The sequence below is a fragment of the Streptosporangium minutum genome (genome assembly GCF_002149035.1).
Classification (GTDB): domain Bacteria; phylum Actinomycetota; class Actinomycetes; order Streptosporangiales; family Streptosporangiaceae; genus Streptosporangium; species Streptosporangium minutum.
Genome location: NZ_NGFP01000004.1, coordinates 34,182 through 46,543, shown reverse-complemented (window position 1 = coordinate 46,543; position 12,362 = coordinate 34,182). Strand labels below are relative to the sequence as shown.

Annotated in this window: 13 protein-coding genes and 1 tRNA gene; 8 read left to right on the top strand and 6 right to left on the bottom strand. The window is 68.3% G+C overall.

Features of this window, described 5'->3' with window-relative positions; all coding sequences use genetic code 11:
- Positions 1-411: 411 nt before the first annotated feature.
- A complete protein-coding gene (locus CA984_RS01650) occupies positions 412-1,683 on the top strand; it encodes an MFS transporter (RefSeq protein ID WP_086567128.1) in 1,272 nt (423 codons plus the stop codon).
- Between the two features lie 138 nt (positions 1,684-1,821).
- On the opposite strand, the gene CA984_RS01645 is transcribed toward CA984_RS01650, so the two are convergent.
- The gene (locus tag CA984_RS01645) at positions 1,822-2,895 is read right to left on the bottom strand and encodes a polysaccharide deacetylase family protein (RefSeq protein WP_242675671.1); all 1,074 of its coding nucleotides are present in this window, start codon (positions 2,893-2,895) and stop codon (positions 1,822-1,824) included.
- Between the two features lie 192 nt (positions 2,896-3,087).
- Here CA984_RS01645 and CA984_RS01640 point away from each other — a divergent pair, with 192 nt between their 5' ends.
- Positions 3,088-3,561: an NUDIX domain-containing protein gene (locus CA984_RS01640; protein ID WP_086567122.1), complete on the top strand. Its 474-nt coding sequence runs from the start codon at positions 3,088-3,090 to the stop codon at positions 3,559-3,561.
- 40 nt (positions 3,562-3,601) lie between these two features.
- Here the strand turns inward: CA984_RS01640 and CA984_RS01635 are convergent, their stop codons facing one another.
- The 3 genes from CA984_RS01635 to CA984_RS01625 form a co-directional block, all read right to left on the bottom strand.
- Positions 3,602-4,006: a GNAT family N-acetyltransferase gene (locus CA984_RS01635; protein ID WP_086567121.1), complete on the bottom strand. Its 405-nt coding sequence runs from the start codon at positions 4,004-4,006 to the stop codon at positions 3,602-3,604.
- Between the two features lie 112 nt (positions 4,007-4,118).
- Complete coding sequence (locus CA984_RS01630; protein ID WP_086567119.1) at positions 4,119-4,517, bottom strand: ATP-binding protein; 399 nt, start codon at positions 4,515-4,517, stop codon at positions 4,119-4,121.
- Between the two features lie 308 nt (positions 4,518-4,825).
- Entirely contained in the window at positions 4,826-5,197 is a 372-nt protein-coding gene (locus tag CA984_RS01625) for an STAS domain-containing protein (protein WP_086567116.1), read from the bottom strand.
- 727 nt (positions 5,198-5,924) lie between these two features.
- Here CA984_RS01625 and CA984_RS01615 point away from each other — a divergent pair.
- The 5 genes from CA984_RS01615 to CA984_RS01600 all read left to right on the top strand — a co-directional run bounded on the left by CA984_RS01615 (position 5,925) and on the right by CA984_RS01600 (position 10,563).
- The gene (locus CA984_RS01615; protein ID WP_086567112.1) at positions 5,925-6,209 is read left to right on the top strand and encodes a GNAT family N-acetyltransferase; all 285 of its coding nucleotides are present in this window, start codon (positions 5,925-5,927) and stop codon (positions 6,207-6,209) included.
- A 186-nt stretch (positions 6,210-6,395) separates the two neighbouring features.
- Positions 6,396-6,806, top strand: a complete 411-nt coding sequence (locus tag CA984_RS01610; RefSeq protein WP_086567109.1) for a VOC family protein — start codon at positions 6,396-6,398, stop codon at positions 6,804-6,806.
- Positions 6,807-6,959: 153 nt separating this feature from the next.
- The gene (locus tag CA984_RS47625; RefSeq protein ID WP_211264163.1) at positions 6,960-7,079 is read left to right on the top strand and encodes a DLW-39 family protein; all 120 of its coding nucleotides are present in this window, start codon (positions 6,960-6,962) and stop codon (positions 7,077-7,079) included.
- A 29-nt stretch (positions 7,080-7,108) separates the two neighbouring features.
- The gene (locus tag CA984_RS01605) at positions 7,109-7,849 is read left to right on the top strand and encodes an HAD-IA family hydrolase (RefSeq protein WP_086567106.1); all 741 of its coding nucleotides are present in this window, start codon (positions 7,109-7,111) and stop codon (positions 7,847-7,849) included.
- A 470-nt stretch (positions 7,850-8,319) separates the two neighbouring features.
- Complete coding sequence (locus CA984_RS01600) at positions 8,320-10,563, top strand: family 2 encapsulin nanocompartment cargo protein terpene cyclase (protein WP_086567104.1); 2,244 nt, start codon at positions 8,320-8,322, stop codon at positions 10,561-10,563.
- Between the two features lie 243 nt (positions 10,564-10,806).
- Here the strand turns inward: CA984_RS01600 and CA984_RS47620 are convergent, their stop codons facing one another.
- Positions 10,807-11,445: a thermonuclease family protein gene (locus tag CA984_RS47620; protein WP_086567102.1), complete on the bottom strand. Its 639-nt coding sequence runs from the start codon at positions 11,443-11,445 to the stop codon at positions 10,807-10,809.
- Positions 11,446-11,832: 387 nt separating this feature from the next.
- On the opposite strand from CA984_RS47620, the gene CA984_RS01590 reads away from it, so the two are divergent.
- Positions 11,833-11,905 (top strand) — tRNA-Ala (locus tag CA984_RS01590).
- Between the two features lie 61 nt (positions 11,906-11,966).
- Here CA984_RS01590 and CA984_RS47615 read toward each other — a convergent pair.
- The gene (locus tag CA984_RS47615; protein WP_086567099.1) at positions 11,967-12,209 is read right to left on the bottom strand and encodes a hypothetical protein; all 243 of its coding nucleotides are present in this window, start codon (positions 12,207-12,209) and stop codon (positions 11,967-11,969) included.
- Positions 12,210-12,362 lie beyond the last annotated feature (153 nt).

Sequence of the window (12,362 nt, the reverse complement as noted above, 5' to 3'; positions counted from 1 at the left end):
TTAGCCGGGGCGCTGAACGGAAGGCAGGGTGCATTGCCCCGTTTTCGCAGGTCAATACGGCTATATGGCACTTTGTCGCGGGTCTTTTCGCATGCACGGGGGACTTTTCGCGCTCTCGATAACGGCCTGAGGGTTTCTCACCGCGTGACTTTTCCGGCCGTGCCCGCCCCGCCCTTCTCCACTGCCTTCACCCCTGCCGCTCCGCTCTTCTCCACCGCCTTCACCGCTGCCGCTCCGCCGTACGGAATCCCCGCCGCTCCGCCGTACGGAATCCCCGCCGCTCCGCCGTACGGAACCCCGCCGGTGCGTCTCCGGGCGCGGGTGGTCGCGGGCCCCGCATATTGAAGCGACATCCTGCCCGAAGAACGGCAGGATGGAGGCTCTTCGGGCATTTCGTGAAGGAGCCAGCACGTGCACAGCTACCGCCGCGACCTCGAGATACTCCGAGATCGGCGCTTCACCTTGCTGCTCGTCGCCCGGACCGTCTCGGTGCTGGGCAGCTCGTTCGCACCCGTGGCCCTCGCCTTCGGCATCCTCGCCCTGCCGGGAGCGACGGCCACGACGCTGTCGGTGGTGCTCACGGCGGAGGCGCTGCCGATGGTGGCGTTCATGCTCGTGGGCGGAGTGATCGCCGACCGGCTGCCCCGGCACCGGGTGATGATGGCCGGTGAGGCGATCAACGCGGCGGCGTTCTTCTGCCTCGCCGCGATGCTGCTCACCGGATGGACCCCGCTCCCCGCCCTGGTGACGGCCGCGGCGATCAGCGGCGTCGCGATGGCGATCCTCTTCCCCGCCCTGACCGGCATCATCCCCGACGTCGTCCCCGCCGACCGGCTGCAGACCGCCAACGCCCTGCTGGGACTGGGCGCCAACAGCTCGCGCGTCGCCGGGCTCATCCTGAGCGGGGCCACGGTCGTCCTGCTCGGCGGCGGCTGGGCGCTCATCGTCAGCGGCACCATGTTCGCCGTGGCGGGCGTGCTCATCGCGGCGCTCCGCCTCACCCCGGCGGAACGCTCCGCGGCCGGGAGCCACTCGGTCCTCGCCGACCTGCGCGGCGGCTGGCGCGAGTTCGTCTCCAGGCAGTGGCTGTGGGTGGTGGTCGCGCAGTTCTCGGTGCTGGTGATGGCCGTGCAGGCCGCGCACGGCGTGCTCGGGCCACTGGTGGCCGAGGAGAACCTGGGCGGGGCGGCGGCCTGGGCGGCGATCCTGGCCGGCGAGGCGGTCGGCATGATCGGCGGCGTCTTCATCGCGCTGCGGCTGCGCCCCCGCCGCCCCATTCTGGTCGGCACGATCCTCACCGTGCCCACGGCGCTGCCCTACCTGCTGCTCGGCCTGGGGACCCCGCTGTGGACGATCATCCTCGGGGCGGTCGTGATGGGGGTCTGCTTCGACATCTTCGGGGTGCTGTGGAACACCACGATGCAGCGGGAGATCCCGGCCGAGTCGCTGTCGCGGGTCAGCTCCTACGACGCTCTCGGATCCCTGATGTTCGGCCCGGTCGGCCTGCTGGTGGCGGGACCGCTGGCGATCGTGATCGGCCCGAGGCCCGCCCTGCTCGGGTGCGCCGCGGTCATCGTGCTGTCCTCCCTCGCCGCGCTGCTCTCCCCGGGGGTGCGGGGTCTCCGCGCCCCGGCGCCCACCGAGAGGACCGGTGTCAAGGAGACCAGGATCCTGTCACACTGACGCCGAGGCGGGACACCGGACGCCGAAAACCTCTCCGCCGCCCCGCTCCGGCCGGGGACCCGCCCCCGGTTCCGGGTCCGTCGCCCGTCCCGCTCCAGGTCCGTCACCCGCCCGCGACCGCCGTCCCGGACGAGCGGGTCAGTAGGCGAGGACGCGGTCGGTGTAACGCTTGACCACGAACGGCGTCTTGAACTTCGGGAAGGCGACCGTCTTCGCGTCTCCGTCGGAGGTGTAGCGCTCGTCGCCGTTCGCCTTCAGCCAGTCGAGCCAGGCGGTGGAGCAGAACTTCACGCAGTCGCCGGTCTTGTCCATCGAGCGGATGCGCGGGATGCCGTCCGGGTCGAACTTCTTGTTGAACGGCGACATGGCGGGGGTGTATCCGGCGAGGAACACCCCGCCGTAGTCGTAGGAGACGTCACCGGCGGCGCCCTTGCGGCCCCACTCCTTCTTGGTCGGCTGGTTGCCGTACGGCAGCGCCAGCGTGACGGGGTTGGCGTTCAGCAGCTTGGTGATGAGCTCGTGGCCGGCGGCGACCTCGGAGCTCACCTGCTTCTCCGGCTTGCCGCGGAGGCTCTGGTGGTCGCGAGTGTGGTTGCCGATGTCGAACCCCTTGTCACGGAGCCACATCAGCATCTGGGCCTGCTCTTCCGGGGTCGTCTTCCCGAACATGTCGCGCGTCACGTAGAACGTGGCCACCGGGCGGAATCCCGGGTGACGCTGGGCGACCTCCTGGAGGATGGCGACGGCGGTCTGCGGTTTGGGCGCGCCCATGCCGTCCAGGTCGAACTGCGACGGGGACGAGTCGTCGAAGGTGAGGACGACCGGGTGCCGCCCCGCGGGGATGTCGATGCGCCCGGTGACGTATTCGGCCGCCGTGATCGGGACGTAGTCCTCCCTGGCCAGCCGCTCCAGCTCCGTGCGGAACTGCTGCGGGGTGCGGTCATCCTGGGTCGCCGGCTTGTCCACCACCCGGTGGTACATGAGCACGGGAATCTGCCCCAGCTCGTTGGCGTGGACCTTCGCGGCGGCCGCCAGCCTGGTCTTGAGAAGGGCCGCCTGCCCGGCGGCGGCCGCGGAGGCCTTGGCGGCGGCGGCCACGCCGGTGTCCTTCTTGTCCTGCGGTTCCTCACCCTGCCACGGCATGCACCCGACGAGCACGGCGCCCGCCGCCGCAACCGCCACACCGACCCTGCCCACCCTAAGAAGGCCCATCGAATCCCCCCAGCGCACAGACGATATGCTCGTCATCCCCCGCTGACCTGCGGATTGATCTCCGTCTCAGGCAAAGGCTTCGTACCTGGGCGAGAGGAGCCGCGGACCCGCCGCCGGTGCGGGATCGCGGCGCCGGCCCGGTAGGCGATCTGCCCGTGGTCCCGCGGACGGGGCTCGCCTAGAGTCGAAACCATGAGTGAGCAGGACGGCCTGCCCCGCACCCGTGCCCGGGCGGCGGCGGGTGCGCTCTTCTTCGACGAGGACGGCCGCGTCATGATCGTCCATCCGTCCTACAAGACGGATCGGGAGATCCCCGGCGGGGGCGTGGAGCCGGGAGAGACCCCCTACGAGGCCTGTGTCCGCGAGGTCGGTGAGGAGCTCGGCATCCAGCCGCCGATCGGCCGCCTGCTCGCGGTGGACTGGGCGCCTCACCAGGGGGTGGGCGACCTGATCCTTTTCGTCTTCGACGGTGGCGTGCTCGGCGCGGACACGCTCAGGCGGATCACGTTCGCCGACGGCGAGCTGACGGGCTTCGGCTTCCACCCCGTCGAGGACGTGGACGACCTGCTGAACGAGCGCCTGGCCCGGCGGGTCAAGGCGGCGGCCGCCGCTCGCGAGCTCGGTGGACCGGCATATCTGGAGTACGGCAGGGCCGTACCCGGGTGAATCGTGCCCCGGAGCAGGGCGGTCCTCCGGGGCCGTCGCCTCAGCCCTGGAGGGCGGAGCGGTGCCGGAGGGTCATGCCGGGGAGCCGGAGCATGCCGAAGCGCTCGTAATAGGGCTGGAGTGACGCGTCGCAGAGGAGGTCGACGGAGTAGAGGTGCTCGGTGTCCGCGAGGATCCGCCGCACCAGCTCGCTGCCGATCCCCTGCCCCTGGTATTCGGGGAGGACCTCCAGCCAGGGGACGAGCGCGGTCAGGACGCCGTCACTGATCATGTTGACGAAGCCGACGACGCGGTCCGTCTCCTCGTCGATCGCGACGACCGCGCGGTAGCTCCCCCGCAGAACCGCCAGGTGCTGCTCGGGAGACGCGGGAGTCGGCCATCCCACGAAGAAGCCCTTAAGCCGGTCGGCTTCGATCGTGTCGACGGCGTCGGTGTAGCGGACCATGAACCTGCGCTCCCTGTGGAGATCGTGCGGGCGGGCAGGATATCCAGGGACGACCGGTACGGGCGATCCGTTTATCGGCCCCGTCGGATCGGACCGTGCCGTGGAGCGGGGGCTACAGGGCGGGAGTGGGGTGCAGGAACATCCGCAGGCGGACGCGTGACTCCCCGGAGACCTGGTGGATGCTGAACTCGTCGCACAGCTGGCTCATCAGCCACAGGCCGAATCCCCGCACCGTGCCGGTGGGACGTTCCGGAGGGATGTTCTGGGGGGCGAGATCGCCCATGGTGTCGACGACTTCCACGGTGATGCAGGTGTCGTTGTGCCAGATGCTCAACGTGCCCTTGCCGCCGCCGTGCTCCAGAACGTTGATGACGGCCTCGTTGACCGCGAGAAGCAGGTCGTCCAGCCGTTCACCGCGCATGCCGGCGTGAGCCGCATGGCGGAGGAGACGTTGCCGCAGAGCGGTGAGATCGTCGTCGATCGGCCAGTGCTGGCCGTGGTCGCCGGTCACGACACCCCCTTGACGTCGCCTTGTCTGGCAGTCACCGGAGGGTGAGCCGACTCGCTCCAGAATCACGGCGTTGCTGACGAGTTACATGATGCTAAACACCTGCCCGGTCATTGCCAACTTACGACCATGTGGGCAGACGAGATATCCGCCGAGGACCGCCCGCCGCGGACCCGTCCGCCGCAGAGCGGCGCGTGAGCCGGACGAGGCCGGTGTGCGAGCCGGACGGGAGCGGTGTGCGAGCCGGACGAGCAGGGCTTACGGGCCGGGACGCGCGTGCGACGGCACGCGGACCCCGCCCGTACGGACCCCTATGACGACTGTTGTGCCTGCAGAGCCTCGACGGCGTCGCCGACGGTGGGCTGGATGCCGAAGGCCTGGGTGAGCCCGGTCAGGTGGAAGAGCCTTTCCAGGCGGGGATGCAACTGGGCCAGGACGACGCTGTGGCCACGGCCGTGGACGAGCTTCCGAACGGCCAGGAACACCTGGATCCCGGTGGAGTCGCAGAAAGTCAGATCCTTCAGATCGACGATGAGATCGCGCGACTCCGTGCCGATGGATTCCTGGAAGTCGTGCTGGAGCCGCTCGGCGTTGGTGTAGTCGAGCTCGCCGGCCAGGGCGAGCAGGGACACGTTCTCCAGGGTGTCGTCGGATGTGACTGTGACACGGACGGCAGTGCTCACGGGGAAACCTCTGCAGACGATCGAGGGGTGGAAGGGGTCGACATGGCGGTGGCATCGGAAAGACCTGAACCGGGCCCGGTGAGCACCTGCCCGATCGCGACCGTCGTACGGCAGGGCACCTGAGGCGGTGGCATGCTCCGCCAGGAGGCGACCGGCTTCCGGAGGCGTCGCCGCACGTGCCGGGTCCGCTCGCGCGGCTCGTGCCGTGCCACGGTGATCGGCGCCCGGACCGGCCGGCTCGGCCGCGCCGACATCTGGGCCGGCTCCCTGAGGGCAGGGGGGCTCACGATGCCGTGGAGCCGTACGGCGATCGGGCACGGTGCTCCGGAGGCTGAAGTGACCTGCTGGACGCCGACGTTGTTCACCCGCGATCTCGAGTCTTCGGTGAAAGCACTGACCACCTCGGGAAAGGCCGGTGGATCAGTGCCGCTGTAATCGCTCCCAGTTTACTTATCCTTCAAAATCTCGTCGGATCCTTTTTGTGAAGTGCCCGCCGGGCAACCGGCCGTCGTCCTGCCCGGCCCCGCCCAGCTCGGGCCCGGTGCGGGGCCGTCGTCGCCCGATCCGCGTAGGAGAAGCCGTGCCACGGCCGCCGGGGCGTCGACCGGCCCGGCGGTGTACGTCACGGGCCTCCCGTCTACGGGCACGGACGTTTCCCGGGAATGAACGGGGCAGGAGTTCCGCTTATCGAGGCGCCGCCGTCCGGCGGCCAGACGGAGGAGGCCGCATGCAGGTCGATGTCAAGCTCTCACCCGGTGGTGAGTTCTTCGAGGCGGAGGTGGACGGCAAGCACGCCGGACAGCTGGAGTTCGTCCGGCGCGACGGTGTCATCGTCTACACCCACACCGAGGTCGACGCGGAGTTCGAGGGCAAAGGGGTGGGGGGCGCGCTCGTCCGCGCGGCGCTGGACGGAGCCCGCGCCGAAGGGGTGAAGATCGTGCCGCGTTGCCCGTTCGTGAAGACCTGGATCGAACGTCACCCCGACTACGCCGACCTCGTCGAAGGCGGCTGACCGCCCGGGGTTCCTCTCGGCCACCCCGGCCCCCTCTCGGCCGGCCGGGACCGTCCGGCCGGGTGGAGCCGTCCGGCCGGAGCGGTGCCGCTCGGGCGAGGCGGCGCTGTCGGGCCGAGGCGGTGCTGTCGGGGTGGCGCCGGCCGGGCCGTACGCGGCGGCCGTGGCGGGTGGCAGGATCTGGCCATGCTGCATCACATCGAGCTGTGGGTGCCCGACCTCGGCCGCGCGACGAGGTCATGGGGATGGTTGCTGGAGGAGATGGGATACCAGATCTTCCAGGAATGGAGCGACGGCCGGAGCTGGGCACTGGACGGCGTGTACATCGTCGTCGAGCAGTCGCCGGCCATGACCGCTCCCTCTCATGATCGATGCCGGCCGGGTCTGAATCATTTGGCGTTCCGCGTAATCGGCTCGGAGAAGGTGGATGCGCTGGTCGCGGCGGCGCCGGAGCACGGATGGACCTTGATGTTCGCCGATCGGCACCCTCATGCGGGCGGAACCGACCAATACGCGGGTTATCTTGAGAACGAGGACGGCTTCGAGGTCGAACTGGTCGCGGATCGCGATCGGTCGGGCGCGAGCCGTACGACATGATGATGAAAATCACCCGGTTGGCGCAGATTTGCCACGTTGGCTTACGGTGCAAGCCGGATCATGGCCCGATCCCTTGCTAGGCTGCAGGGAACCGTTGGAACCGGGCGTTGTCTCACCCCGGCAGGTGAGACCGTCAAGAAGTGGGGTCACACCGTGAAGAAGCTGCTCGTTCTGGCGCTGGTCGCGCTTGGGGGACTGCTGGTCTGGCGCAAGGTGCAGGCTGACCGCGCCGAGCTGGATCTGTGGACTGAGGCCACCGGCAGCGAGAACTGAACAACGCGGCTACCGATTTGGGTGCTTTCATGGTCCTTGCCCAAGGTGGGGGAGTAATACCCATCAGGCTTGCCTGTCTGGATCTGGCAGGCACCACGATCGGTGATATCGCCATGGTCGAACGGGCGTTCGCCGAGGCGATCGCCACGCAGGGCATCGTGCCCGGGACCGGTGCGTACGCACGCGCCATGGTGCACGTGCACCGGTCCCGGGGCTGCCCGACGATCGAGGTCTTCCGGGGGATCTTCCCCGACAACGAGGCCCAGGCCCAGGCGGCCAACCTGACCTTCGAGCGCTCCTACGAGGGCGCCATCGGGCGCGCGGGCCTGGCCCCGCTGCCCGGCACGGTCGAGGCGCTGGAGAAGCTCCGTGCCGCCGACGTCAAGATCTGCCTCATCACCGGCTTCAGCCGGATCACGCTCAACCGGGTGCTGGCTGCCCTGAGCTGGTCGGACAAGGTCGATCTCGCGCTCTGCCCGGAAGACGCCGGACGCGGCCGCCCCATGCCCGACATGGTCCTCGCCGCGGTTCTGCGTCTCGGCATCGAGGATGTCCGTCAGGTCGCGGTGGCCGGTGACTCCGAGAGCGACATGCTCTGCGGCCGTCGCTCCGGCGCGTCGGTGGTCGCCGGTGTCCTGACCGGAGTGCACAGCAAGGAGCGCCTCCTCAAGGGCGGCGCCACGCACATCCTGGACTCCATCGCCGACTTCCCCACCCTGGTGCTCGGCAGCGCGCGGGTGGAGACGCCGGTGTGCGCCTCGGCTCTTTAGAGAGCCCCCACACCCATCGCCCCCTCTGAGGCGCTCGGTGCTCTTTCACGAGCTTCTCTCCGAGTTCCGGAGCCATCAGAGCGATGCGCTTCCGAGCTTCTCCGCGTCTTCAAGCTTCTTTCCTGGCGGCGCTCCCGGCTCTCTGGACCTTCCTGAGCTTGACGGCCCCCTCCCAGGCCCCCGAGAGCCCTCCGGCTCTCCGGGATCTCCGAGAGGTGCTCCTGGTTCCCGTCCGGGCGACCACCTCCCGAACGCCGCCCCGGAGCCCCGCGCCTCCGGACACACCGTCAAGGGATGTCCTTTTCGCGGCCTTTCTCCTGGCGGATGAAAGAACGCGTTCCCGGGGCCCGGCGGCGAGCGGATCTCTGAAGGGATATCCCGCGGCCGGGCATTGCGATAAATTACCCTTGGTGGCAGTGTCTTTACCCTGAGTGAATCGCATCAGTCGGCTCAAGAGAGTAGGCGCACTCATGCAGGCTTTCGCACTGCCCGAGTTCTATATGCCATATCCGGCCAGGATCAATCCTCATATGGAGCGTTCCCGCGAGCACAGTATGGCCTGGGCCCGGCAGATGGGCATGCTCGACTCACCCAAGCCCGGCGGCGGTGTCGTGTGGGACGAGGCCGAGCTGGCCAGGATGGACTACGCGCTGATGTGCGCCTACACCCACCCGGACTGCGACGGCCCCACCCTCGACCTGATCACCGACTGGTACGTCTGGGTGTTCTTCTTCGACGACCACTTCCTTGAGCAGTTCAAGTACTCCCGTGACCTTCTCGGGGCGAAGGCCTACCTCGACCACCTCGAACTGTTCATGACCACGGACGGGCAGACGCCGCCGGAGCCCGACAACCCGGCCGAGGCGGGGCTGAAAGACCTGTGGGAGCGTACGGTTCCGGCGATGTCGCACGGGTGGCGGCAGCGCTTCATCACCAGCACGCACAACCTGATGGTGGAGTCGATGTGGGAGCTGGACAACATCGACCGAGGCCGGATCGCCAACCCGATCGAATACGTGCAGATGCGCAGGAGGGTCGGCGGAGCGCCCTGGTCGGCCAACCTCGTCGAATACGCCGTCGGCGCGGAGATCCCCGACGGTCTCGCCGGCACGAGACCGATGCGGGTCCTGTCGGACACGTTCTCGGACGCGGTGCACCTGCGCAACGACCTGTTCTCCTACCAGCGCGAGGTCCAGGAGGAGGGAGAGAACTCCAACGCGGTGCTGGTCTTCGAGCGATTCTTCGGTTGTCCGACGCAGGAGGCCGCCGAGCTCGTCAACGACCTGCTGACCTCCCGGCTGCAGCAGTTCGAGAACACGACCCTGATCGAGGTCCCGGCCCTGCTGGCCGAGAACACCGTGCCCGTGCACGAGCAGATCGGGGTCGCCGCCTACGTCAAGGGCCTGCAGGACTGGCAGTCCGGCGGACACGAGTGGCACGCGAGATCCAGCCGGTACATGAACGAAGGCGCCGCCTCGGGCCCCGCCGTTGTGCTGAGGGGGCCGACCGGTCTGGGCACCTCCGCCGCCGTACCCATGCCCTCCCCGGCTCGGCTGGGCCTGCGGCGCAGGTCCCAGCAGCAGTCCCACACGCCGTTCCAGCGGGTGGGACATCTGCCGCTGCCGGATCTCTACATGCCCTACCCGATCCGCACCAGCCCCCACCTGGACGCCGCGCGACGCCACGCGGTCGGCTGGGCGCGGCGGATGGGCATGTTCGACTCGGTGCCCGGGGTGGAGGCCGGCGGACTGTGGGACGAGCGGCGCTTCATCGGCTTCGACTTCGCCCACTGCGCCGCGATGATCCACGCGGATGCGAGCCCCGAACAGCTCAACCTGTCCTCGGACTGGCTGGCCTGGGGAACGTACGGTGACGACTACTTCCCCGTGGTGTTCGGGGCGCCCCGCGACCTCGTGGCGGCGAAACTCTGCAACGACCGGCTGTCGGCGTTCATGCCGCTGGAGGACGCCGGGACCACCCCGGAGCCGACGAACCCGATCGAGCGGGGGCTGGAGGACCTGTGGCGGCGCACCGCGGGGCCGATGACCATGCCCGCCCGGCAGCAGTTCCGCAAGGCGGTCGAGGACATGACCGAGAGCTGGCTGTGGGAGCTGGTCAACCAGGCCCAGCACCGTGTCCCCGATCCGGTCGACTACATCGAGATGCGCCGCAAGACGTTCGGGTCGGACATGACGATGAGCCTGGCCCGGCTCGCGCACTCGGACATGGTGCCCGCGGAGATCTACCAGACACGGGTCATGCGGGAGTTGGACACCGCGGCCCAGGACTACGCCTGTTTCACCAACGACCTGTTCTCCTACCAGAAGGAGATCGAGTTCGAGGGCGAGGTCCACAACCTCGTCCTGGTCGTGGAGAACTTCCTGGAAGTGGACAGGTGGAAGGCCCGAGATGTCGTGGCCGACCTGATGACAGCACGGATGCAGCAGTTCGAGCACATCATCGCCAACGGCCTGCCCGCGCTGTTCGACGATTTCGCCCTCGACGAGCAGACCCGCGGGATTCTCACCCGCCACGCCGACGACCTCAAGGAGTGGATGTCGGGAATCCTGGAATGGCACCGCAAGTGCGCGCGATACACCGAGGCCGAGCTCCGGCGCAGCCGCATCCCAGGAGCGCCGACGGGCTTCTCGCTTCTGCCCACGGGGCTGGGCACCTCGGCGGTGCGGGTCGGGGCCGGCAGGCTCCAAGGCTGAACGGACGGCCGGGCAGGTCGTGACACGGACGATGCGGAGCCGGGCAGGTCGGATTCCGGCCGCGGCCCCTCCCGGCTCCGCTGGGGAAACGCCGCGGCCCCTCCCGGCTCCGCCGGGGAAACAGATACGGGCACCCACCGGCTTCAGGCCGGTGGGGTCCGGAACATCCATCCGGACGGCGGCCGTGCGTGGTGTCACCAACACCCGCCTGGGCAAGGACGCCCCGATACCCGGTCGGTGTGATCAGCGCTCGCAGACCAGGCCGTCTCCGTCACGATCCTGATACCAGGAGTATTCGGGGTCGACGCCCCGCCGGTAAGGTCCGTAACCTGCGGCGTTCGCCTCCCCGCAGGTCCGGAAGCGCGGGTCATTCCCGGTGCTTGCCGTGTCACTCGGCTTCGGGGTGGGAGTCGGCTTCGGGGTCGGGCTCGGCTTGGAGGTGGGACTCGGCTTCGGCGGGTTCGGAGTCCCGGTCGAGGTCGGGGCGGGGGTCGGAGTGGCCGTGCCACCGCACTTTCCGGACCAGACCCGGAGACGTTCCCCGGCGGCCTTCTCCTCCACCTTCCTCAGGCGTTCGGTGAACCGGTCATTCGGTGTCATGGACTTCCATTTTGCATAGCCGTACCGAAGGAGGTTTTGGTTGACGAAAACACCGTCGGAATTCCAGACATAGAGAAGGCTGAGGCCATTCCTGTCCCGTGGTTTCCTGTCGGCCAGCGTGTACGCGGTGGAGCCCACCGGCAGCAGCTTGGCCATCCGCGCGGTCGCCTCCTTCGCCCAGCACTCCTTTCCGCCGGGCGCGTTCACCTCCAGCACCCGGACCTTCGATTCCTTCCGTCCGATGAGAAGGACCAAGGTGTCACCATCGATGATCTTCTTCACCTTCGCCCGGACCGCCCCCCGCCGGTATGTTCGGCGCGACGCCGGCCGGAAGGGCGAAGCCCGCGGTGGCGAATGCGACCACGGCGGCCAACGTGATTGTCATAATGCCTCTTCTCACATGAAACTCCTGATGCTTGAGAGGGACGGACCGTCAAGCTAGCAGAGTTTGGACCGTTTTAAAGTGAAATTAATGGACATGAAAGAAATGCACTAAATGACAATAATGGGTAGGAGATAACAGGCGGCCTCGCCTCGCCCGTGCGGCGCCTGAGTCGCCAGAGGGCGGGCGCGGGGGCCAAGTGGCGCGGAAGCGGGTCTTGTTGCTACGGTGTACGACTGAAGCAAGTCGTAAGCGGAGCATGTGCGCAGGTCAACGGCTTGAATCGCGGGGCCTTAGCTCAGTTGGCAGAGCGCCTGCTTTGCAAGCAGGATGTCAGGAGTTCGAATCTCCTAGGCTCCACTCCCTCTCGGACACACAAAAACCCAGGCCAGGCATGATGCCGTAACCTGGGCTTCGATCTTCATTCGGCCTTCTTCCGCTCCCGTGCCCGTTGCGTGCCCGATCCCTTCGCCAAGGCCCCACGGGCGAGGTCGTCGAGCTTCCGGGCCACCTCCCGCTGCCGCTCGTCGGTCGAGTGCTGATAGATCATCGCTGCCCGAGTGCTGGAGTGGCCCATGCGCTCCATCAGCTCCCGGATCGAGGCCCCGGCATTCGAGGTGTGATGTACCCCGGATTCGGTGGCGTCGGCTTGGTTGACTCTCATGCCAGGCGGGTGTTCGGGTAGCGCATCTCGTACTCGACCGAGGCGAGCATCCCCAGGCCGATGCGGCTGAGGGGGAAGCTTGATCATCCTGTTCGCCGTCGACCTGGGACAAGGCGAGCAGACCAGGGCCACAAGATGGGGCCGAACCATGCG